At 65.9% G+C, this 21,444-nt stretch carries 20 protein-coding genes; 8 read left to right on the plus strand and 12 right to left on the minus strand.

What is annotated here, in order from left to right:
• Window positions 1–5: 5 nt before the first annotated feature.
• From ACFC0O_RS11780 to ACFC0O_RS11795, 4 genes are all read right to left on the minus strand, one after another.
• Window positions 6–1,910, minus strand: a complete 1,905-nt coding sequence (locus ACFC0O_RS11780; protein WP_375956279.1) for an alkyl/aryl-sulfatase — start codon at window positions 1,908–1,910, stop codon at window positions 6–8.
• A gap of 80 nt (window positions 1,911–1,990) precedes the next feature.
• The gene (locus tag ACFC0O_RS11785; protein ID WP_375956282.1) at window positions 1,991–2,302 is read right to left on the minus strand and encodes a DUF202 domain-containing protein; all 312 of its coding nucleotides are present in this window, start codon (window positions 2,300–2,302) and stop codon (window positions 1,991–1,993) included.
• Between the two features lie 2 nt (window positions 2,303–2,304).
• Window positions 2,305–2,652 carry a YidH family protein gene (locus ACFC0O_RS11790; RefSeq protein WP_375956285.1) on the minus strand — a complete coding sequence of 116 codons (348 nt, stop codon included), beginning with the start codon at window positions 2,650–2,652 and terminating at the stop codon, window positions 2,305–2,307.
• The gene (locus ACFC0O_RS11795) at window positions 2,649–3,338 is read right to left on the minus strand and encodes a DUF3159 domain-containing protein (protein WP_375956287.1); all 690 of its coding nucleotides are present in this window, start codon (window positions 3,336–3,338) and stop codon (window positions 2,649–2,651) included. The genes ACFC0O_RS11790 and ACFC0O_RS11795 overlap by 4 nt, the downstream gene beginning before the upstream one ends.
• 615 nt (window positions 3,339–3,953) lie before the next feature.
• On the opposite strand from ACFC0O_RS11795, the gene ACFC0O_RS11800 reads away from it, so the two are divergent.
• Together ACFC0O_RS11800 and ACFC0O_RS11805 are read left to right on the plus strand one after the other, a co-directional pair.
• A complete protein-coding gene (locus ACFC0O_RS11800) occupies window positions 3,954–4,250 on the plus strand; it encodes a hypothetical protein (protein ID WP_375956290.1) in 297 nt (98 codons plus the stop codon).
• Between the two features lie 376 nt (window positions 4,251–4,626).
• Window positions 4,627–5,157, plus strand: coding sequence for a ricin-type beta-trefoil lectin domain protein (locus ACFC0O_RS11805; protein WP_375956293.1), 531 nt, complete (start codon window positions 4,627–4,629; stop codon window positions 5,155–5,157).
• Between the two features lie 221 nt (window positions 5,158–5,378).
• On the opposite strand, the gene ACFC0O_RS11810 is transcribed toward ACFC0O_RS11805, so the two are convergent.
• On the minus strand, window positions 5,379–6,164 hold the full coding sequence (locus ACFC0O_RS11810; RefSeq protein ID WP_375956296.1) for a DUF1963 domain-containing protein: 786 nt from the start codon (window positions 6,162–6,164) through the stop codon (window positions 5,379–5,381).
• Window positions 6,165–6,414: 250 nt separating this feature from the next.
• Window positions 6,415–7,050 carry a TetR/AcrR family transcriptional regulator gene (locus tag ACFC0O_RS11815; protein ID WP_375956299.1) on the minus strand — a complete coding sequence of 212 codons (636 nt, stop codon included), beginning with the start codon at window positions 7,048–7,050 and terminating at the stop codon, window positions 6,415–6,417.
• 148 nt (window positions 7,051–7,198) lie between these two features.
• Here ACFC0O_RS11815 and ACFC0O_RS11820 point away from each other — a divergent pair, with 148 nt between their 5' ends.
• Both ACFC0O_RS11820 and ACFC0O_RS11825 read left to right on the plus strand, forming a co-directional pair.
• On the plus strand, window positions 7,199–7,957 hold the full coding sequence (locus ACFC0O_RS11820; protein ID WP_375956302.1) for an SDR family NAD(P)-dependent oxidoreductase: 759 nt from the start codon (window positions 7,199–7,201) through the stop codon (window positions 7,955–7,957).
• Window positions 7,958–8,144: 187 nt separating this feature from the next.
• Window positions 8,145–8,366: a hypothetical protein gene (locus tag ACFC0O_RS11825; RefSeq protein ID WP_375956305.1), complete on the plus strand. Its 222-nt coding sequence runs from the start codon at window positions 8,145–8,147 to the stop codon at window positions 8,364–8,366.
• 277 nt (window positions 8,367–8,643) lie between these two features.
• On the opposite strand, the gene ACFC0O_RS11830 is transcribed toward ACFC0O_RS11825, so the two are convergent.
• The 4 genes from ACFC0O_RS11830 to ACFC0O_RS11845 form a co-directional block, all read right to left on the minus strand.
• Complete coding sequence (locus ACFC0O_RS11830) at window positions 8,644–9,588, minus strand: hypothetical protein (RefSeq protein WP_375956308.1); 945 nt, start codon at window positions 9,586–9,588, stop codon at window positions 8,644–8,646.
• 484 nt (window positions 9,589–10,072) lie between these two features.
• A complete protein-coding gene (locus ACFC0O_RS11835) occupies window positions 10,073–11,440 on the minus strand; it encodes a flavin monoamine oxidase family protein (protein WP_375956311.1) in 1,368 nt (455 codons plus the stop codon).
• Between the two features lie 89 nt (window positions 11,441–11,529).
• Window positions 11,530–12,417 carry an alpha/beta hydrolase gene (locus ACFC0O_RS11840; protein WP_375956313.1) on the minus strand — a complete coding sequence of 296 codons (888 nt, stop codon included), beginning with the start codon at window positions 12,415–12,417 and terminating at the stop codon, window positions 11,530–11,532.
• Entirely contained in the window at window positions 12,414–13,940 is a 1,527-nt protein-coding gene (locus ACFC0O_RS11845) for a flavin-containing monooxygenase (RefSeq protein ID WP_375956316.1), read from the minus strand. The genes ACFC0O_RS11840 and ACFC0O_RS11845 overlap by 4 nt, the downstream gene beginning before the upstream one ends.
• Before the next feature lie 121 nt (window positions 13,941–14,061).
• Here ACFC0O_RS11845 and ACFC0O_RS11850 point away from each other — a divergent pair, with 121 nt between their 5' ends.
• Both ACFC0O_RS11850 and ACFC0O_RS11855 read left to right on the plus strand, forming a co-directional pair.
• Window positions 14,062–15,315, plus strand: a complete 1,254-nt coding sequence (locus tag ACFC0O_RS11850; protein WP_375956319.1) for a PucR family transcriptional regulator — start codon at window positions 14,062–14,064, stop codon at window positions 15,313–15,315.
• Window positions 15,316–15,374: 59 nt separating this feature from the next.
• Window positions 15,375–16,001, plus strand: coding sequence for a TetR/AcrR family transcriptional regulator (locus tag ACFC0O_RS11855; RefSeq protein WP_375956322.1), 627 nt, complete (start codon window positions 15,375–15,377; stop codon window positions 15,999–16,001).
• Here the strand turns inward: ACFC0O_RS11855 and ACFC0O_RS11860 are convergent.
• Both ACFC0O_RS11860 and ACFC0O_RS11865 read right to left on the minus strand, forming a co-directional pair.
• Complete coding sequence (locus ACFC0O_RS11860) at window positions 15,971–16,654, minus strand: transporter (RefSeq protein WP_375956325.1); 684 nt, start codon at window positions 16,652–16,654, stop codon at window positions 15,971–15,973. The two genes, ACFC0O_RS11855 and ACFC0O_RS11860, sit on opposite strands and share 31 nt — an antisense overlap.
• Window positions 16,655–16,666: 12 nt before the next feature.
• Window positions 16,667–17,920, minus strand: a complete 1,254-nt coding sequence (locus ACFC0O_RS11865) for a saccharopine dehydrogenase family protein (RefSeq protein ID WP_375956328.1) — start codon at window positions 17,918–17,920, stop codon at window positions 16,667–16,669.
• A gap of 257 nt (window positions 17,921–18,177) precedes the next feature.
• Here ACFC0O_RS11865 and ACFC0O_RS11870 point away from each other — a divergent pair, with 257 nt between their 5' ends.
• Together ACFC0O_RS11870 and ACFC0O_RS11875 are read left to right on the plus strand one after the other, a co-directional pair.
• Window positions 18,178–19,746, plus strand: coding sequence for a GMC family oxidoreductase (locus ACFC0O_RS11870; protein ID WP_375956331.1), 1,569 nt, complete (start codon window positions 18,178–18,180; stop codon window positions 19,744–19,746).
• On the plus strand, window positions 19,743–21,440 hold the full coding sequence (locus ACFC0O_RS11875; protein WP_375956334.1) for an aldehyde dehydrogenase family protein: 1,698 nt from the start codon (window positions 19,743–19,745) through the stop codon (window positions 21,438–21,440). The genes ACFC0O_RS11870 and ACFC0O_RS11875 overlap by 4 nt, the downstream gene beginning before the upstream one ends.
• Window positions 21,441–21,444: the final 4 nt, after the last annotated feature.

A 21,444-nucleotide genomic window follows, 5' to 3' on the forward strand; every position in this document is an offset into this window, starting at 1 on the left:
CGGGGCTACTCCGGGGTGACGATGGCGAAACCCGGATCGGGTTGATCGAACAGGCCCGCCAGTTTGACGAAGCTCTGGGCGTCGCCGGCGATGGTGATCGCACCGGACCGCACGGCGTCGCCGAGGTCTCGGCCGCCGAGCAGGACACCGATGAGAGTGGCGCGAGTGAGGGTGAAGGTCACCTCGGCGGGCGGCAGCTTGTCGCCTCCCGGGTGGTCGAAGTGGATGAGTACCCCGTTGCGTAGTTCCAGGCGGCGGGTGCGGTTCTCGTCGGTGAAAGTCCAGTCGCTGAGCGCCTTTTCGTGCCACGCCTTCGGCCCGTCCAGGCGCAGCGACAGAGCGTCGAAGACCTGCTCGACGGTCAGCGCGGCCATCATGGTCGGTGAGCTGGCTTTGGTGGGAGTGCCGACACTGCCGTTGCGCAGCTCGTAGGCGCCCATGAGGAAGAAGTTGCGCCAGGTGGCGTTCTCCGCGCCGTAGCCGAGCTGGTCGTAGGTGCTGGCCAGCAAGGTTTTCGCCGCCTGGTTGGTCGGGTCGGCGAAGACGACGTAGTTGACCACCTGGGCGACCCAGCGGTAGTCGCCGTTGTCGAACGCGATACGTGCTTTGCGCAGCACGTCCTCGGCGCCGCCCATGAATTCCACATGCCGCGTGGCGGATTCGACCGGCGGATGCTCCCACAGGTGCGCGGGGTTGCCGTCGAACCAGCCCATATAGCGCTGGTAGATGGCTTTCACGTTGTGGCTGACCGACCCGTAGTAGCCGTGCGTATGCCATGCCCCGGCGATAGCGGGCGGTAGTTCGATGGTCTCGGCGATCTCGGAACCGACATAACCCTGATTGAGTTTGCGCAGTGTCTGATCGTGCAGGTATGCGTACAGATCTCGCTGCTGGGCAAGGTATTCCACCAACCGTTCGGTGCCCCAGGTCGGCCAGTGGTGTGAGGCGAACACGACATCGGAGTCGTAGCCGAACAGGTTGATCGACTCGGTCAGATACTGCGACCACACGTGTGGGTCGCGCACCAGCGCGCCGCGCAGGGTCAGCAGATTGTGCAGTGTGTGAGTGGCGTTCTCGGCCATGCACAGTGCCCGGTGGTCGGGGAAGTAGAAATTCATCTCCGAGGGCGCTTCGGTGCCGGGGGTGATCTGGAAGACGATGCGCACGCCGTCGACCGTCTCCTGCTGGCCGGTGGCGGTGATGTCGAGTGTCGGAGCGATGAGAGTGACGGTGCCGGTGGAGGTCGTCTGACCCAGGCCCGCGCCGACCTGTCCTTTGGGGCCGCGGGGCAGGGCCGCGCCGTACATGTAGGCGGCGCGGCGCGCCATAGCGGTTCCGGCGTAGACGTTTTCGGCGACAGCGTGTTCGAGGAATCCGGCGGGCGCGATGACCGGGCAGCGGCCCGCGTCCACGTCCTCCTGTGTGGTCACACCCAGAGCCCCACCGAAATGATCGACATGGGAATGGGTGTAGATCAATCCGGTCACCGGCTTGTCGCCGCGGTGCGCGCGGTAGAGGTCGAGTCCGGCTGCGGCGGTCTCGGCGGAGATGAGCGGGTCGATGACGATCACCCCGGTCGTGCCTTCGATCAGGGTCATGTTCGACAGGTCGAGTCCTCGGATCTGATAGATCCCCTCGGTGACCTCGTAGAGGCCCTGGCGGATGTTGAGCCCGGACTGTCGCCACAGGCTCGGGTGCACCGATGCCGGGCACGACCCGTTGAGGAACGCGTAGGAGTCGTTGTCCCACACCACATTCCCGTCGGCGTCCTGTACGACCCCGGGTTCGAGCGCGGCCAGGAATCCGCGATCGGCGTCCTGCTGATCGGTGGTGTCGGCGAAGGGTAGCTCCGCGCTCGCGCGTTGCTGCTGGTCGAGGATGTACTGACTCGGGTCGGTCGAGGTGCTCACTACGTGTCTCCTGTCCCGCCGAGAGCTTCCCGGCGATCGTCACTTCCGTACTGGGCCAACGGGTCTACTGGGCAACGGGCCTATCGAATCGACGGGTAGGTCAGGGCGATCACGAGGGCGACGAGTCCCACTCCCGTGACCGCCGCTGTGGCGAGGGCTACGTGCCGTGCGCCGTCGCTGTCGCTGCCGCCCGTGAGCGCCCGGCTGCGCTGGATTGCGATGAGCGTCAAGGCCATCAGGGTGACGGCCGCGCCCAGCGGTGCCGCGCTCGCACCGTGCCAGCTGGTGGCGACCGTCTGATGGACGAACAGGGCCGCGGTGCCCATCGCCGCCACCGCGGTCCGCCGCCACGACAGCGCGGTCCGCTCCTCGGCGAAGGTGGGTGCGGTCACGGTCACAACACCGCTACTGCGGCGAATACCGATACCGCCGCGATGCCGAAGGCCAGGATGGGCACCATGCGCGTCTCACGCAGTGGCGCACCGCGATTCATCGCGTCCCGGATCCCCTTCCAATGCCGGAGGGCACCGAGCGAGACGACGATCGCGAGCGCTATGCAACTGGTCGCCAGCGCCCGTCGCACACCGGCGTGGTGAAACGGCTGCACGAGCGTGTGCACCGCGACACCACCGGCCAGCAACCCCAGCGCCGTGCGGATCCACGCCAGGAAGGTGCGCTCATTGGCGAGGGTGAAGCGGTAGTCGACCGGAACGGCCGGCGCGTGCGCCGCTTCGGAGGTCACGAGATCACCCGATCGTCCGTCATCGCGCCCGGAGGTGACAGAACTCGGTCGCGCGGGCGGTGGCGCACCCACAGCCACGTGACCGCGAGCATGACCACCAGCGCGGGTTTTCCGAGCACCAGGGCCACGGTGCCCAGCACCACGACCTTGTTCGCCACATACAGCGGCACCATGATCAGCAGATGCACAGCCCAGAACGCGAACCAGACCGCAGACACCTTGCGGTGCAGCCGGACTCGGTCGGCGGGGTCGTGTTCGAAGGCACGTTCCAACCCGAGCTTGCGGCATGCCCAATGGCTGAGCGGGCGGCCGGTGAGCATGCTGAGACCGAAGGCCAGCGTGGCGACCGCGCAGACGATGAGGTCGGGCAGATAGAACCCGCGGCCCTCGCCCGTGATCCCCACGAACAGCGAGAACACCACGACCACGGCAAGCGAGGCCGACACGACCTTGACCGAGTCCCCCTTCACCAGCCGGTAGAGCGAGATCAGTCCGGCGACCCCGAGCGCGACCAGCACCCCGATCTTGGCATTGGCCGCGGCGTACCCGAGTAGGAAGCCGATCGCGGGTGCCGCCCCATCGAGCAGATGCTGCGGGCCACCCAGCGCCCGGAACTTGCCCCACATCTCGGCCGCTGTGGATCGCTGTTCGGTGTCGTGCATGGTCACCCCAGTCACCAAAGTCATAGCTATTTTCTAGCTATGAAGGCTGTCATGGAACGGGTCGCCGAAGTGGACGACTCGCGATATCGATTCGGCCTCACATCGAGCCCCAGGACTGCATCAGGTAGGTGAAGTTCGCTGCCAGCTGTGTGACCGTGGCGGCAAGATCGAGCGTCGCGGAGCCGAGGTTGATGATCGGGAAATTCATGGTGATCGCCTTCTGTTCAGAGCTTATTGCAGTCTCACTGTAATAAGTGTTCGTGGGATGGGGCAATGCTTCTATGGTCTGGTAGACGAGCTGCCTCGTGTGTGCCCTGAATCACTCGCCGCAGATCTGCGTTCCGAACTATCGACTCGATCGCATGATCGGCCGTATGGGTGGCTAACAACGGCAGTCAGCACTCTGTCAGCTACTAGCAAGAACCAGGGCCGCGGCGCAGCACTGCCTCCTCCTGTGGTCGGCGAGCGGTATTGCCGCCTGGCGCGCGGGCAGAAGCGGCCAAGCCGCCCATGGGTCGCGCTCGAAAGATCAGGCAGAATTCCGTCCATGATCGGAAGCTCGCGGCAGAAGCAACATCGATGACTCGATGGCATGACGAAATCCCGCACATCGACCGACGACTGTGGCCGCTCATCTACATGCACTCCGTCGAGTTCGGTGACGAGATGTGGTGTTACGCACCGAAACTGCGCGAGCACATCGCCGCCGACCCTTCTTACCGGGATATGGTGCGCGAAGCTCTTGACTACGTGATCGCGCGACGGCCTACACCGAAGGAATGGTTCGTCCGCACCCACATATGGTTTTTCGATCAGCAGGAGCTGGATACCTACCTGCAGGCCTTTCACGACTACTTGTTCGGCGATCGCGCCGAGCCGATCTACCCTCCCGATAACGAACGGCTCCCGCCCGAGCCGCAAGCGGGACCATCCTGATCGCCCAGCCCGAGCCACAGGCTTCGAGTCCTCCGCACTCGATCACCCGACGGCTGGTCGGTGAACCTCCCCAGCGCACTCATCTGCCGCGTTGGCGCGCGGTTCGCAGGAGTCACGCGGCAGCGCCGAACATCAACGCGCCGAGGCGATCTCAGCCCTGCCGACCGCACTGAACTGTCGATGATCGTGCTCGGTGAGGGTTCCCGCGCTGAGCGGAGCAGATACGGCCAGTTGCTTCAAATGCCGTGCAGCCGAGCGCATGAGGTTGTTAAGGATCTTGAAATTTGCCCTGGATACTTTGCTCCGCATCGGACGGAAGATGTTCGGCTACAACGGAAGTCGCTCCATTTGTTGGTTGCGATGCGGAGGGAACGATATGAACAGGTCGCTTGTTACTCATGTGGGTCAGTCGGTGCAGCGGGGAAGTCGGCAGCCGGTGCGTTGGCTGGGGGTAGGAGCCGCGCTGGCCGTCACGGCAATGGTGATCTGCGCGCCGTCGGCGTCGGCGGCGAGCACGACGCTGGTCAACGGGCTCGTTCAGGGCACGTGTCTGGATGCGCAGACGATGGACGGCGTCACGCTCACGGGGGTCGCTCAGGTCATTACCTGCAATAGCGGCCCCGCGCAGCAGTGGATCAACGGATCTGCCAACAGTCTGCGAAACGGCCTCAACCCAGGTCTGTGCCTCGACGCGCAGACAATGGATGGCATCTCCCTGAACGGAGTCGCTCAAGTCATCCCGTGCAACGGCGGTCTCGTGCAGGAGTGGTTCACCGGCCCCGGCAACACTCTCCACAATGGCCTCGACGGAGCCATGTGTCTGGACGGCCAAACCCTCGACGGCAGAGCCCTCACGGGAGTGGTTCAGGTCATCCCGTGTAACGGTGGACCCGCGCAGCTATGGTGACCGCGCGCTGCACAGACGTGGTCTCGTGTACCTCATGTGCCCGAGTCGGGTGATGAGTGTGCGTCATCTCGGCATCGCTCGCTGACCGAACCGGTCAGCGCAGGCGGGGCGAAGGTCAACGGGCCGAGCCGATATGGCGCCGGCCGAACGCGCCATATTGCCGAATTGAGTGAGATGGGCTGTAGCGCCGAGGTTGAGCCTTCGGTGACGGACTCGGCTGCTCAGTAGCTTTCCCAGTGGACACTGACTTTGGTGAAGTCGTGAGCGGCCAGATCCTGTGGGGTGATGAAGCAGTAAAGCGTGCCGAAGTCTCCCCATCCCATGTTGATGTCGGGATCGGTGTCGAACTGGACGAGTAGCAGCGGACCCGACGGCTCGAAGTCAGAGTAGAAGTGTTGTGCGGCGGCTGTGCCTGGCAGCAGGCCGCGGTCGCGTTGTCCTTGGATCTCGTTGGCCCAGCCACCGAGTTGGTGCCAGGCCCAGGAATGGGTGAAGAATGCCTCGGCGAACGCTTCGAATCCCTCGTACACCTCATCGTCGTGGTCGTTGCCATCGAGGAGGTTCTCCTCGAACCACTGTGCATCGGGAATGGTGTCGACCACCGCGTAGCCCATGTCGACACGACTGATGAGGCCGTTGCGTTCGGCGAGGTCCGGCGGCAAGGGCGCCTCATGCAGGGCGACGTCGTCGGGGAAGAACAGGCAAGCCCCGGCCCAGCCATTGGTATCTCCGAAGACCGAGATCTTTCCGGAGGCAGGCAGATTCAGATCCAGTTTCGGTAGGGTGGCGAGATCGATGGTGGCGACGTGCTCGTAGTGTCCGTGATCGGCTCCGGGCCAGGCGAATCCGTCCGGCAACTGTGGCAGGCCACCGAAATAGCCGATGATCGTGTCCTCCTCGCGAGCATGGCGCAGCCGTAATCCTTCACGGACAGTGAGCTCGATCTCGGGGTGGAATTGTTCGGGAACGTGCGCTCGCATCAAGGCGCGCAGGTCGGGCTCGGTCACGGCAACGATCGTGCCAGCACTACCCGACAACACCCAACGAGAACCGATTCGCCGAACGTCCGCCTCTGGCTGCGGGCTGCCCGAACCGGCCAGCGCGGTGCAGCGGAAGATCAACTGGCCGTGGCGATTCGAGGCCGCGGAACGTACGCTACTGCCGACGAGCGTGCGTTCGTCATCAAAGGGCAGTGGCTACCGGTAACCGGCTCGGGGCCTCTAGCACCGGCGCCAGCGTACGAATTCCGGTGTCGGATCAGGCTGGTCGATCGGTCGTGTAGCGGGCGAGCATGGTCTCGACGGCCTGGTCGACGGCGTTGTGGATGTCGGAGGCTGTGGGGTTCCAGTCGGTCAGCAGCATGCGGGGCCACAGGACGTAGTTGGCGATCATCCCGAGGAACTGGTTGGCGGCGCTCTCGGCGTCCGGGACGTCGGCGTTACCGGCCTCGTGTTCGGACTCGAGGTAGTGCTGGACCGAGGTGAAGTAGGGCAGCTTGCCGAGCTGGAACTGCATCCGTCCCAGTTCGGGGAAGCGAGGCAGCTCGGCGATGACGATGCGGAACAGGGCTGTCATGCCGGGCCGGCCGATTAGGTCGGCGTAGCGGTGACCGATGGAGGTCAGGCCGGAGCGCAGGTCTCCGGTCTGAGGTCGGGTGACAGTGCCTGCGGCGTCGCGCTGCCAGGACTCGGTGACGATGGCCTCGAAAAGGGCTGCCTTGGTGGGGAATTGCTTGAAAAGGGTGGACTTCGAGACTGTCGCCTGTTCGGCAATGCGGGCCAGGGATGTGCCGTCGTAACCGTGGTTCAGGAATAGGTCCGTGGCTGCGGAGATGATCGCCTCCCGCTTTTGCTGGGCGAGGCGGCGGTGATGGGTGGAGAGCTCGGCTGCCATGCGTGCAGTATGCCCCAGCTCCGAGGCGAGTCACTTGACTCGCCTCCTTCGGCATGCCTACGCTGCGATGGAAAGGCGAGTCGAATGACTCGCATCTGATTGCGGCGCCTGCCGTCTCTTGGATGCCGTGCGATGAGGGAGCAAACCGATGACAGTCGACAGGATCGCCTTGGTGACCGGTGCGAACCGTGGCCTGGGGAGGAGTACGGCTCTTGCCCTGGCGGCGTGCGGGATGCGGGTCGTGGTTACCCATCGCGGTGATGCGGCCGGGGCCGAGGAGACGGCGCGGCAGGTGCACGCCGCGGGCGGGGCTGCCGCTGTCGTGCGTCTCGACATCCGCGACGTCACCTCTTTCGGAGCCTTCACGTCCGAGCTGAGCGGACCGCTCGAGCGCTGGGGGGCTTCGCGGCTCGACATCGTGGTCAACAACGCGGGGGTGGGTGTCTTCGGCCCGCTGGAAGCTGTCACGGCCGACGACTTCGACACGGTGTTCGACACGAACGTGCGGGGCACGTTCTTTCTCATCCAGTCGCTGATGCCGCTGCTGGCACAGGATGCCCACGTCATCAACGTCTCGTCGTCGTTGACTCGCCACACCAGTCCCGCGACCTCGGTCTACTCCGCTTCGAAGGCCGCCGTCGAGGCCCTGACCCGCACTCTGGCCGCAGAACTCGGCCCCCGCGGCATCCGGGTCAACTCCATTGCCCCGGGGCCGACCGCCACCGACTTCAACGGCGGCGCTATGCGCGATGACGCCCAGATGCGCCACGGGCTGGGCGGGCGGACCGCGCTGGGCCGCGTCGGCGAACCCGAGGAGATCGGCGACGCCATCGCTACGCTGGCGTCGCGGGGCCTGCGCTGGATGACCGCCCAGCGCATCGAGGTTTCCGGTGGCGCCCTCCTTTGACGGACTGTGCGGGGCGCGCACCGGGCGCGGGACAGAATTCTCCGAGCCGTAGTTTCGCCAGGCCAGGCCGACTGAGAGCGCGGGTTCGACCCACATCGAACACACGGTAACGCCGCGTGGCGCGCGGACACCATCAGAATGGTCTGCGCGGCATGCTCGTCGGTACCGTCGCGGAGGTTGCCGCACGATGATCGAGACGGCAGTCGATGAGGAGAGTCCGACGATGGAACACACCCTGTGGCAGCGCATGCCAACCGAATTGCGATCGCGCTTCGATGAATTGCTCCAGAGCGGTCGGAAGGTGCACGCGATCGCGACCGTGCGCGAGAACTTGTCCGACCCAGGTCCCGGGATCCACGAGTGTATGGATCTGCTGGAGGAGCGGTGGATCGAGCTCGGCAGACCATAACCGCAGGCGGCCGCTTCCGCTGTTTGCGGCGCGGGCGGTACCGGCCAGTGCGATGCGATGGAAGTTCAACTGGCCGTGATGATCCCGGGCTTGTCGTGTGCGCTGAACTGCCGAATACAGAGCATCTCAACTAGGGCAAGTCAGCGGAACTGGCGGCCCGGCCATGGGGCGAGCCTGAACTCATCTTGGGCGATCAGGTCGTCGAAAAGAGCCCCTTGTTTGCAGTCTCGGGTCGAGTCGGTCGCCCGGCCTCCCTCCTGCCGGAGTCCAAGACAATTCAGTCGGTTGCCACGCGGGCCGGGATCCTCAGCAAGCCGCGGTACATAGACGCGATTACACGGTGGTTTCCATCGGAAATCGCATGCCCGTCGCCTTCGACGGTTACTTCAATGGGTTTGAGCACCGACGCTTTGTCGATCCCCTCGACCAGGCTCGTGATGCGGGTCAGCAGGCCCGCCTCAGCCTGGCCAACCGTCGCCACGGTGTCCAGGCCCTGCTGTTGATCTCTCGCCGTTCTGATTCGGCCGGCGAGACCCTGCAGATCCTGCCTGAGCCCGGTGATCAGCGTCGCGACGTTGAGGAGCAGGATGTTGTCGACATCGGCCGGACGCCCGTAGTAATAGGTGTCGGCCTGATACGGGGTGGCCCACTGCCGCATATCCGCGAGCACCTGCCTCGGCCTTTGGAAACCGAGGTACTCCTCGTCCTCCGCGTCGAAGATGGCGCCTTCGAAGTAGACGGGCTTGGTTCCGGTTGGATCTACGACCAGTATTCGCTCGCCCTCCGCATACCGCACAAAGTCGACTTCCGTTGCCCGCTCCGATCCGGCATGCGGCATGTTGAGCTGCGGATAGTCGTTATCCTGCAGGTTTGCCACGGCGGCCGGTGCCGCTGCCACCTCGCCCTCCGGATCCGGCGGCGGGTCTTGCACCTGTGCGGGCGCGGGCGCTGCGCCGTCCGGAACGGGGGCAGGCGCTTGCCCGTCCTCGAGCGGAGGGTGGGCCTCTTCCAGCACCGCAGCAGGTGGGTCCTCCGCGTGGAGCGCGTCGATGGGAGCAAGGGCGGGTTCCGGATCCACAGCCAGGACACCGACCTGCAGCGGTTGCGGCGGCGCCGGTTCTGCCAGTGGTTCGCCCGCTGGTGCGTCGTCTTCCGGCGCTTCGTCTTCGACGCGCCGAGTCTTGCGCGGCCCATCTCCTTCGCCAGCTCTGCTGCGCTTCATGAGATTCCCCATCGTCGTCCCGAGGATCGAGTCGACACAACATCGGGCACAACCCAAAATCCCTATGCCACAACGGTATCAACGACGCCCGGGTACTGAGTTCCACTTCGCGATCTGGAATGCGGATGTCAGAGAAGGGCGTGGCGTGAACCCGCCGAACGAAGGGGCGCTGGGATATTCCGGAGCTGTGCCGAGTATCGGGCAAAGGGATGCTGGCCGTCCCGAGGTCCAATTTCACAGGCACATCGCATGTGCAGCCACGAAGCCCACCAGATGGTCGTGCGAGGAATCCGAAGTCACCAGCGAGCATGTTCGGACGCACGCACATGCCGAATGGCGTGCGTTCGAAGTGCGCCATTCAGGGCTTGCCTTCGGTACCTAGGTACAGAGTTACCGTTGATCCATGACGATCAACATTGGTCCCGGCGCGCGGGTGCCTGACTCGTGCACCCACCAACTGCAGCGCGGCCAATGCTGAGCCCCGTTACTTAGGCTCAAGCGGCCCGTGCAGGCTCGCGCGGACGGCTTTGCCTGCCTGCTCGCCGGATTCGGCGGCGTCGGCGAGGGAAGGTAGTTCGAGCTGGTAGTCGCCGGCGAGGTAGATGTTCCCGAGTGGGGCGCGCAGCGCGGGTAGGGATGCCTTTCGCCCGGCTGCCCAGAAGGGCACTACCCGATGGTGGCGGCGCACGATGCCCTCGCCGAGCTTGCCGTCGAGTTCGGGGAACAGCGAGAGCAGGTCGTTTGTGAAGCGGGAGACGACTTCCTCGTCGGACAAGGCGAACAGGGCGTCTGCGTGTGCGCCGCCCGCGAAACAGGCAAGTGCGCCACCGGGTTTGCGGTCGTCGCCGGTGCGCATGGCCGCGGCGTGGTTGAACATCGCCTGGAAGGACAGCTGTGGGGTCGAGACTCCGAAGTACCTATCCCAGCGTTGCGGGCCGACCTCGTCAGTGAAGAATCCGACGACCAGGTAGCGGCCGTAGGCGATGTCAGCGAAGGCGTTCCGGTACGGCTGGGGGAGGTCCGGGATGATTCGCTGCGCGATGTCGGCGGGTGCGGTCACGATCGCGCGCCGGGCCCGAACCCGTGCTGGGCGATCGCCGTCGAGGTAGTCGACGACCACGCCTTCACCGTCCTGCCGGACCGAGCGCACCACGGAATTCAACCGAATTCGGTCGCCGAGATCGGCTGCCAGCACATCGGTCAAGGTCTGATTGCCGCCAACCGGCAGTGAGAAATTCGGGACCTTCTCCGGGTCGGTCAATGCGATGCCCACCGATGTCACGAACTGGGTGGCGGCGGTTTCGCGCACCTCGCAACCCATCCACTGCGCCGACCAGGACCCGACGATCTGCGCGGCCAGCTCGGACCGAATGCCCTTCAGTAGATACGCCGCCGGCATGGTGTCGAGCTTGGCGCGAACCTTTCGGGCCAGGCGGCTCTGGGATTCCAGGAACGGCGCGACCGCGAAGATGCGTGCACCGATGACGGCCATGGCGATCCGGTCGGTAAAGGACATCCGCGTCCGGAACATGAGGGCGAGGGGATTGGCGGTGTCCACCAGCCCGCCGTTGAGGTATAGCGCGACGCTTTTGCCCGCGAGCGAGCCTCTTTCGATGCCGTGCCGGTCGAGAGCGTCGATCAGTGGACCCGTGCCCTCGGTGAACTGGGTGCCGACGTTGATCCAGTAGTCGCCCTGCCGGACGGTGTCGACCCGACCGCCCGCGCGATCGCTCGCCTCGAGCACGACCACCTCGGTATCGCTCACCAGCGTGGTCGCCGCGGTCAAACCCGCGATTCCGGCGCCGACGACGACTACTTCGGCGGTTTCTTCGTGTACTTCGTGCGATGTCATGGGAACTCCTGAAGTGAAACTCGAATCGAATTCGACTTTACGGGCGAGTGTATGCCTTGGCGATCGATCGTGGAAGAGCCGACGGGAGATCAGCGCAGCACGCGGGCGAGAAAGTGCAGCTGGTCGGTCACTGCCCGGCGCTGCCACGGACCGTCGTAGACGTCGAAATGGTCTACAGGATATTCGCGAATCGTGGCCAGCCGCCCGGCCTTCGCGGCGGCCCGGCGTGCCGCGGACGGCGGCGCGACGCTGTCGCGGGTGCCGATCTGGAACAGGATCGGGCACGGCAGCCGCCCCGCGAAAGTTGTGGGCCGGTTCAGCCCGACCGCCAGCGCCGCGCGAGCGCACACCTCGTTGCGCCAGGTCGGCCCCGCCACCGGGACAACGGCTTCCAGCGCGCCGGGGCTGGTCATCATGGCCGCAGATCCGGGCGGGCCGACGATCGGCAGGTGATGCGGTGCGAGGCCGAGGGCGGCGCGGGTGAGATCGATCGCACCGTGCCCGGCCAATCGAGCCAGTGTGCCGGGACCGGCGCGGCGCACGACGTGCGCGAGTGTGGCGGCCCCGTCCATGGCCGGTGTGATGGCCGTGACCGCCGCGATTCGCCGGTCCTGGGCCGCGACCGCGACGGCGTGACCGCCGGAATAGGAGGTTCCCCACAACGCGATGCGCTCGGGATCGACACCGGGCAGTCGCCGGGCCGCGTCGATGGCGGCGTGATAGTCCTCGCGCTGTCGCCGACACGAAACATTCTGGCGCGGAGTGCCTTCGGAGTCGCCCCAGCTGCGATAGTCGAAGACCAGCACGTCGTATCCGGCCGCGGCGAAGGGTCCGGCGTAACCCAGCAGTCCGGTGTCCCGGGTGCCCCCGAAGCCGTGCGCCATGACCACGCACGGCCGTCCGGGCTCGGCTGCTACACCGGTGAAATGCCAGGCTTCGCAGCGGGTTCCGTGACTGGTGAAGCTGATGTTCCTCATGGTCGCCCATCCGTCCCGATCGCGAGCGCGGGGGCAGTGGACACGGCGGATGTACCGGATGTGAAGCGGAGAGCCGCGTCGGGAACCGGTCCTTCGCGCAGGCGCCGGGCGTCGTGCTCGTAGGCCATCTCCACCGTCCACGGTCCGGTCGAGCCCGCGTGCGGGAAGTCCTCGATACCGCGTTGGACATAGCCGGAGTTCAGATCGCCCACCAGTGGTACGCGCGTCATCTCCGGATCGGCGGCGACCGGCGCGACGGTGTGAAAACCGTTGGCGTCCATGTAATCCAGCAGACGACAGAAATGCTCGCTGACCAAATCCGCCTTGAGCGTCCAGGAGATATTGGTGTAGCCGACCACGAACGCCAGGTTCGGCACCTCCGACAGCATCATTGACTTGTAGACAGTCGTGGAGGGCAGGTCGATCGGTCGGCCGTCGACCTCGAGGAGAACTCTGCCCAGCGGTGACATGGCGAAACCCGTTGCGGTTATGACGATGTCGGCGGTCAGGTGCTGACCGGACCGGAGTTCGATCCCGGTCCGGGTGAACCGCGCGATCCGATCGGTGACGACCGAGGCGCGACCACTCGAAATGGCTCGGAAAAGATCACCGCCGGGCACCACGCACAACCGCTGGTCCCACGGGGCGTAGCGGGGCGTGAAATGCGTGTCGACATCGAAATGCGCGGGCAACTGCCACCGCACCCCGCCGATCAGCAGGCGGCGGGTGAGGCGTGGAAAGCGCTTGCACGCCTTGTAGATCGCGCGTGTCGTCGCGATGTTCTTGCGCCGGATCAGCCCGGCCGCGCGCTCGTGGCCGAGCGCCTTGTTCAGCGCGTTTGCGATGGCATCCTCGACGGGCATCGAGACGACGTAGCTCGGTGAGCGCTGCAGCATGGTGACATGGGCGGCGGTGCCCGCCATCGCGGGAATCAGCGTGACCGCGGTCGCGCCGCTGCCGATGACGACGACCCGCCGGTCGGTGTAGTCCAAGGTGTCCGGCCACTGCTGCGGATGCACGATCGTGCCCTCGAAATCGTCGATGCCCGCGAATTCGGGGGTGTAACCAACCTGGTGGTCGTACATCCCGGTGCCCAGGTACAGAAACCGCGCGCTCAATCGCGTCTGCTCGCCGCCGGTGCGCTCGGCCAGCACGCTCCAGCGACCGGTCGAGGTCGAGAAACGCGCCTCGAGTACGCGGTATCCGAGTCGAATGTGTTCCGACAGGCTGTTTTCGGTAACCGTGTCCCGCAGGTAGTCCAGGATCAGCTGCCCGTCGGCGATCGACCGGCGATGCGGCCACGGCTTGAAGCCGAAGCCGTAGGTGGGCATGTCCGAGTCCGATCGAATGCCTGGATACCGGAACAGGCTCCAGGTGCCACCGACCGAGTCGCGGGCCTCGAGGATAGTGAAGGTGGTGTCGGGGCGACGGGTCGCCAGGTGGTAGGCGGCGCTGATGCCGGATATTCCGGCACCGATGATCAGGACGTCGACGTCGTTGGTATGGCTGGATTCGTTTGTCACGGGAGTTCTCCTGGCCGCGAGCGGGCTGTGATCTGGTTCACCCTAGGTAGGTGTCCGCCGCTCGGGTATGTCCGTACGTCTGCACTTTTCCTCCGAATATGTGCTGCGGCACACTGGGGGAATGAACAGTCCCGCTCCCGCGCCCGAACTGACCGAGCTCATGGGCCGGGTGGCCGAGACCATGCTCGGCGATCTCGACCAACTGGTCGCCGAGATGGACGCCGCGGAGATCGAGCTGACGCCCCTGGTCGGGACGGACGCGGCCTTGGTCGCGGACATGTCGGCCAGCAACCGGGCCAACGCGGCCCGGCTGCTGAGCGCCTTCGCACGACGGGAAGCCCAGCCCGCCGAGGTCGATGTGCCGCCCGAAGCGCTGGATGTGGCCCGAACGGTCGCGCGGCGCGGGCTGGACCTGGCCGTGATCTTCCAGTCCTATCGGCGTGGCCAGAACATCGCGTGGCGGCACTATCTGGCCCATGCCACGCGTATCGCGGGCACCGGTCCGCTGCTGGTGCCGCTGCTCGAGCTGTCCGCGCAACGCATGTTCGCCTACGTCGATCATGTTGTCGCGCAGGTCATCTCGGAGGCGCAGCGGGAGCGGGAAGAGGTTCTCGGCGGGGCGCTGGCGCGGCGCGCGGAGACCATCCGCCTGATCCTCGACGGCGCGCCGATCGACGGCCACCGGGCTGGTGAGCGACTTGGATACGACCTGGAACGAATGCATATCGCGGTGGTGCTGTGGTCGCCTCCGGGCGGTGAGGTGCAGGGCGCGCTCGAGTCGACGGCCACCATGCTGACCCGGGCGGCCGGTCAGCGGCCGCCGCTGACCCTCGCCGCGGGTAGCTCGGTGCTCTGGGCGTGGATGAGTGGTGACACCCTGCCCGCCGTCGAGGTGTTGCGTGGGGCGCTGCGCGCGGCTCATCCGGCGATCCGGGTGGCGGTCGGCCCGCCGCGTTCGGGTATCGAGGGGTTCCGGCGCTCGCACGAGGCTGCGCTGGGGATGCACAACCTACTCGCCGGGCAGATCGACGCTGCCCCGGTAACCTTTTATCGCGATCTCGCGGTCACTGCGCTGGCTGTGCAAAACCCTTCTCGCGCAGCTGAATTCGTTGCCGACACCTTGGGTCCGCTGGCGCGGGACACGGCAACGGCCGCGCGGCTGCGCGAAACGCTGCGAGTGTTCCTGGAGGAAGGCGAGAACGCTCCGCGCTCTGCGGCGCGGCTGCACACCCACCGCAACACGGTGCTGCAACGAGTGGCCCGCGCCACCGACTTGCTCGGTCACCGGCCCGGCGAGCGGAGGTTGGCCGTCGAACTCGCGCTGGAGATCGCCCATCGGCTCGGTAGTCGTGCGCTGAATCGCGCGGACGCCTAGCGGTGCGGCACACGGTCCGAGTCCCGGGCCAGGTGTCGGCGCTGTTACGATCTCGAATCGTGTTCGAAAATCGGCCGACTTCACGGGCGTCCACTCGTCCCGCTCCGGTGCAACGCCGCGGTGTGGAGCGGGTACAGGCGATTCTCGATGCCGCCGAGGCTCTACTCGCCGAACAGGGTTATGCCGCAGCCACACTCAAGGCCATGGGTGAGCGCGCCGGCATCCCACTTGCCTCGGTCTACCACTACTTCGGTGACCGCAGTCAAGTCGAAGCCGAACTCGCGCAACAGCATCTGCGTGAACTCGACGCCCGCATCGGCGCGGTGCTCGAATCCGCCCCGGGCACGTTGGCGGGCGTCTGCGATGCCGTCATCGACCTGTATCTCGCCTATTTTCGCGAGCATCCGAGTTTCGCCGCGCTCTGGTACGCCGGGCGCAATTCGACGCTCGGTGAGTTGGCGAGCACCTTCGACGTAACGCAGGCGGCGCGGTTGTGGCGGTATCTGGTGGACCGGGAGCTGATCCGATCCGATACTCCCATGCTTGCCGTCGAGCTGGCGTTCGAGGCCGGTGACCGGCTCTTCGACGTCGCCTTTCGGAAGACTCCGACCGGCGACGACGACACGATCGCGCAGGCGCGCCGACTGGTATCGGTCTACCTGGCGAGCTTCGCCACAGAAGCCTGAACCCGGTCGGTGCCTTTCTGTAGTGCACGAAAACCGTAGTAGTACACGACCATCTGGCAGGCCCACGTGCTGAGGGCCAGGATGTAGAAGATCGTGTGGTGGTCGTCGTCGCCGGGTATGCGGTAGAAATCGTAAATCCCGGCAATCGCGGCGGCCGCCACCGAAACTCCCGCCACGGCAACAGCGTGACCTCGCTCGCCGATGTGCCAGAGGCGCCAGGCGAAATAGAACAGGAAAAGTGTGGTCAGCGCATTCATCACGACATAGAAGACGGCACCGGCCACGCCGAGATCGTCGGCGAAGAGCGACATGACCAGCCCACCCGCGATGGCCAGCCCGAAAACGCCCACATCGGTGGCGAGCGACGGTTTGAATCCGTGAGTCGCCTGCAGCAAACCCAGCACGAGAATCACGGTGATTCCGGCCGATCGGGAGAACGCGTCGAAGAAGAACGCGATGTGGTACATCGGGCTGGTCTCGGTGGCGCCGACCAGCCCGAAAATCAGGAAGTTGGTGCCGGAGCTCGCGACGATGATCCATTCGAGGCCGAGCAGGTAGTTGCCGTAGTTCCGAATGAACTTCCACCCGTAGGTGAATCCGGCGACGATCATGAACAGATCGGCGAGTGCGTAGAGCGCTGTTGTGATAGCCATAGCCAAACCCCCCTAGTGCGAGATCGCGAAAATCTCGTCGCGCGGAGTACCGACACGTTCGAGGGCCTTGTAGAAGCGCTCCGGCTCCGCCCACTCCTCAGGCGTGAAAACACCCGCGCGGCTCACGGATTCGTCGTCGAGGGCCACCACCATGAACGCGGCGCAAGCCGTTCCCGTCGCGGCGGCCATATCGGTGAACAGATAGGTGCCCGGTCCGCTGACCGGAGTACGACGCTCGACCACCGCGGGCAGACCGTTTCGCAGGCCCGTCACCTCGACCTTCAATGCCGACCTGTGTGGAAAGGTATGGCCCACCGCCGCTTTGGCGAGGAAGCCGAGCACCTCACCGCGCGTCGCCTCGCGGGTCCGCACCAGGTTCCGCAGGCCCGAGAGGGCGTACCGCCAGCCCGTCACGCTGCCGGACTTGTTGAGCATCAGCGCTTCCAGATGGTCGATCGCCTTCTCCACTGGTATCTTTCCCGTTTGCACCGCGAGGCCGACCCCTCGGATCATTCCGTTGTAGCCCGCCGGGTCCAGCCCGCCGAAACATCGAATGTTCTTGGCGTCCGGGTACTTTCGTGGCAGCGTTACCGGTTCTGGGTGCGCGGTCTCGTGCACCATGGTCAGCCCCAGCCCGGCCCCGAGTTCTGTCCAGCGCGTCTCCGCCCAGGACTGGTGCAGTACCGGTCCGCCATTCTCCCAGGTCATGCAGGGGCCGGCGGCGACGCGCAGCATGTGGTCGAGCACCGCGCGGCCGACGGCTCCGCGCTCATCGCCGACCACCCAGTAGACATCGATATTGTCGACCCGGTCCAGCTCGGCGGCGGCGTCGGCGACCAGCACATTGGTGAACCCGGGCGACGCGCCGCACCCGATGTACATGGGAATCCCTGCCGCGCGGGCGTCTTCGTGCAGAGACAGCGCGTGCAGGGTGCTCTCGATATCGTCGTCGAAATCGAGATAGGGCACCTTGGCCTGCAGACATGCCTCCATCACAGGACCGGCGGTGCGGTTGTACGGACCGGCGCCGAGCACCACCAGCGCGGCCCCCTCGATGGCGGCGCGTAGCCCTTCGCGGTCGTAGAGGTCGAGCCGCGCGGCGGTCGCGAGTCCGGACGGCAACCGCTGAACCAGTTGCTCGAGCAGGTCGGGCCGGATGTCGTAGAGCGCCAGTTCCCAATCCCCGTCGGCGACGGCGAATCGTTCGATGGCCAGACGGCACATCTCTCCCGCCGCTCCGATGAACACAATTCGTTTGGTGCCCATGGGCGTACTCCTGTGGGTCGTGGGTCGCGGACGGCCCATATTTGTCGTACTCGAATCGAGTTCGAGTTTGGGTAGATTAATGCCGAGGGGCGCTCGGTGCTACCAAAATCGACCGATATGTGTCGTCGCACAGTATCTGCGGTATCTAGTAGGCCCTCGCACATGGTTTTCGCCGTCCTGCGGCAGCAGTATCGAGTGCAGCAGTGACCGGGGTCATAGCGCCCCGTGTCAGGGATGAATCAAGAGAGGTGCCGATCGTGTACGACTATGTCGTCGTAGGCGCCGGATCCGCGGGATCCGTGCTGGCCAGCAGATTGTCCGAGGACCCGGCCGTGAGCGTCGCCTTGATCGAGGCCGGGCCGCGCGACACCGCCGAGGAGATCCACCTGCCGATCGCCTTCCCGTCGCTGTTCAAGGGCCCCCTGGATTGGGATTACGACTCCGAACCCGAAGCGGGACTGCACAATCGCCGGGCCTACCTGCCGCGCGGACGAGTCCTGGGCGGATCCAGCTCCATGAACGCCATGATCTACATTCGTGGCGCCCGCGCTGATTACGACGGCTGGGCGGCCGCGGGAGCGGCGGGCTGGAGCTACGACGAGGTGCTGCCGTACTTCGTCAAGGCCGAGGACAACGAGCGCGGCAAGGACATCTATCACGGGGCGGGCGGGCCGCTCGCGGTCAGCGACAGCCGCTCGGAACATCCACTGGCGGAAGCGTTTCTGCGCGCCGCCGAGCAGGCGGGCCATCGACGCAACGACGACTTCAACGGTGCCACCCAGTTGGGCGTGGGCCGGTATCAGGTGACGCAGCGCAATGGTCTGCGCTGTAGCGCGGCGGTCGCCTACCTGCATCCGGCGGCGGAACGCCCCAATCTGACCGTGCTCACCGATGTCCTCGCGCGCCGCGTCGTTGTCGAGAACGGCCGCGCCACCGGCATTCTGGTCGGCCGCGGTGAGGGCACCGAGGTGGTCGCCGCACGCCGAGAGGTCGTTCTCAGCGCGGGCGCTTACGGTTCGGCGCAGCTGTTGTTGCTGTCGGGCATCGGCCCGGCAGCACAGTCGGCGGCGTTCGGGCTCGAGGTCGTGCGCGATCTTCCTGTCGGACAAGGGCTTCAGGACCACCTCTCGGTGTTTCTCAACTACCGCACCGATCACGAATCCCTGATGACCGCGCTCACTCCGGAGAACGTCGAACTGCTGCATACCGCCGGGCGCGGGCCGCTGACCTCGAATATCGGCGAGGCGGGCGGATTCGCGGCCACCCGAACCGGACTCGCGGGACCCGATATCCAGTTCCACATGGCGCCGGTGCTCTTCCACGGCGAGGGCATGGGCGTCGCCACCGAGCACGGCTTCGCCGTGGGGCCGTGCCTGGTCAACCCGGAAAGCCGCGGCACGCTCACCTTGCGCTCCGCATCCCCATCGACCGCGCCGCGCATCCACCACAACTACCTCGCCACCGAGGCCGATCGCGCCAGCATCATCGCCGGCCTGCGCGCGGCGCTCGACATCGCCACGCAGCCCGCGCTGTCCGAGCTCACCACCGGTGAATTCCTGACTCCAGCAGGGGATTCCGATGCAGAGCTGCTCGATTTCGCGGCGCGCACGGCACAGACCCTCTACCACCCGACCTCGACATGTGCCATCGGCGCGGTCGTGGACCCGCGGCTGCGGGTGCTCGGTGTGGACGGGCTACGGGTGGCCGACGCCTCGGTCATGCCCTCGGTGGTCCGCGGAAATACCAACGCGCCCACCATCATGATCGCCGAAAAAGCCGCCGTGATGATCGCCGAGGACGCCGACTCCGAAGGAGGCCACTCATGAACCCGGCGCTGACCACGACGGTCGACGCGATCGTCACCGCGCTCGAGCACGGCGAGATCCAATGGGCGCGAACAGCATTGTCTGCCCGGCGAGTGTTGCTGGACCAGGTCCACGCCAATACCGCCAGGTTCGCACAGCAATGGGTGGACACCGCCGCCGCCATCAAGCAGTTGCCCCCGGACTCGTCGTTGCTCGGCGAGGAATGGGTCAGCGGACCCTATTCACTGCTCACCGCCACCACCGCGCTCGCGGAATCACTACTCGCACTCGAGCAGGGCCGCAGCCCGATCGACGGCTACCCCGTGCACGCCGCACCCGGCAATCGGACCGCCGTCGCGGTGTTCCCACACGGCCTGTTCGATACCCTGCTGCTCAACGGGTTTCACGCGGAGGTCTGGTCGCGGCCCGGCGTGGACGCCGACACCCTGAGGGCACGTGCCGGTCTGGGGCAGCGCACACCGACCGCCACCGGCGGTGTCGGCGTGGTGCTGGGTGCGGGCAATATCTTCTCCATCGCCCCGCTGGACGTGCTGTATCAGCTCTACGCCTACAACCGGGTGGTGGTGCTGAAACTCAACCCGCTCACCGATCCGCTGCTCCCGGTCTTCGAGAAGATCTTCGCGCCGCTCATCGAACGCGGATTCCTGCGGCTGGTCACCGGCGGGCCGGAGGTGGGGTCGGCGCTGGTGCACCATCCGGGCGTGAGCGCGGTGCATATGACCGGCAGCGCGGTTACCCACGACGCGATCGTGTTCGGGACCGGCGCCGAGGGCGCGCGCAACCAGGCGGCGGGCACCCCTGTGCTCGACAAGCCCATCACCAGCGAATTAGGTGGCGTCTCACCCACGATCGTGGCGCCGGGCCGCTGGTCGGACGCCGATCTGCGCTACCAGGCCGAGCATCTGGCCACGCAGCGGCTGCACAACAACGGCTACAACTGCGTCGCCGCGCAGGTCGCGGTGATCCCCGCGGACTGGCCGCAGAAGCACCGATTTCTTGGTGAGCTGCGGGCGGCGCTCGAACGTGCGCCGCAGCGGCCCGCCTACTATCCGGGGTCGGGGAATCGGCTGGCAGATGCGTGCGCGGCGTATCCGCAAGCGCAGCGGATCGGTGCGCGAGTGCTCATCGAGGGCATAACGCCTGATCGTGGTGAACCCCTGTTGCACACCGAGTACTTCGCGCCGGTCCTCGGAGTGCTCGAATTGCCCGGTGCCGCAGAGGAATTCCTCGATCACGCGGTCCGGGTCTGCAACGAGGAGATCGAGGGCACGCTGGGCGTCAACCTCATCGCTCATCCCGCGACGATCCGCGAGCTGGGCGACCGGTTCGACAAGGCGGTGGCCGCGCTCGGCTACGGCACCGTCGCGATCAATGCCTGGACCGGACTGGGATACCTCACTGCCCGTGCCACCTGGGGTGCGTTCCCGGGTCATGTCCTGGCCGACATTCAGAGCGGAATCGGTGTGGTGCACAACGGGTTGCTGATCGCGGACACCGAGCGAACGGTGGTTCGCGGTCCATTCCGTCCAGCTCCGCGTTCGGTGCTGCACGGCGAATTCGCGCTCTCCCCGAAACCGCCGTGGTTCGTCACGAACCGTACAGGTACCACGACGCTGCGCCGCCTGACCGGCTTCGCGCACAAGCCTGGCTTCTCTTCTCTCCCAGGAATTTTCGCTTCGGCACTGCGTGGCTGAGGAC

It is taken from the genome of Nocardia sp. NPDC056100, assembly GCF_042266325.1.
Classification (GTDB): Bacteria; Actinomycetota; Actinomycetes; order Mycobacteriales; family Mycobacteriaceae; genus Nocardia.

Bases quoted from the DNA above. Each gene is read 5' to 3' on its own strand.
- ACFC0O_RS11805 (WP_375956293.1), top strand. From the start codon at position 4,627: ATGAACAGGTCGCTTGTTACTCATGTGGGTCAGTCGGTGCAGCGGGGA.
- ACFC0O_RS11830 (WP_375956308.1), bottom strand. From the start codon at position 9,588: ATGAAGCGCAGCAGAGCTGGCGAAGGAGATGGGCCGCGCAAGACTCGG.
- ACFC0O_RS11815 (WP_375956299.1), bottom strand. From the start codon at position 7,050: ATGGCAGCCGAGCTCTCCACCCATCACCGCCGCCTCGCCCAGCAAAAG.
- ACFC0O_RS11820 (WP_375956302.1), top strand. From the start codon at position 7,199: ATGACAGTCGACAGGATCGCCTTGGTGACCGGTGCGAACCGTGGCCTG.
- ACFC0O_RS11825 (WP_375956305.1), top strand. From the start codon at position 8,145: ATGATCGAGACGGCAGTCGATGAGGAGAGTCCGACGATGGAACACACC.
- ACFC0O_RS11865 (WP_375956328.1), bottom strand. From the start codon at position 17,920: ATGGGCACCAAACGAATTGTGTTCATCGGAGCGGCGGGAGAGATGTGC.
- ACFC0O_RS11840 (WP_375956313.1), bottom strand. From the start codon at position 12,417: ATGAGGAACATCAGCTTCACCAGTCACGGAACCCGCTGCGAAGCCTGG.
- ACFC0O_RS11800 (WP_375956290.1), top strand. From the start codon at position 3,954: ATGCACTCCGTCGAGTTCGGTGACGAGATGTGGTGTTACGCACCGAAA.
- ACFC0O_RS11795 (WP_375956287.1), bottom strand. From the start codon at position 3,338: ATGACTTTGGTGACTGGGGTGACCATGCACGACACCGAACAGCGATCC.
- ACFC0O_RS11860 (WP_375956325.1), bottom strand. From the start codon at position 16,654: ATGGCTATCACAACAGCGCTCTACGCACTCGCCGATCTGTTCATGATC.
- ACFC0O_RS11850 (WP_375956319.1), top strand. From the start codon at position 14,062: ATGAACAGTCCCGCTCCCGCGCCCGAACTGACCGAGCTCATGGGCCGG.
- ACFC0O_RS11875 (WP_375956334.1), top strand. From the start codon at position 19,743: ATGAACCCGGCGCTGACCACGACGGTCGACGCGATCGTCACCGCGCTC.
- ACFC0O_RS11835 (WP_375956311.1), bottom strand. From the start codon at position 11,440: ATGACATCGCACGAAGTACACGAAGAAACCGCCGAAGTAGTCGTCGTC.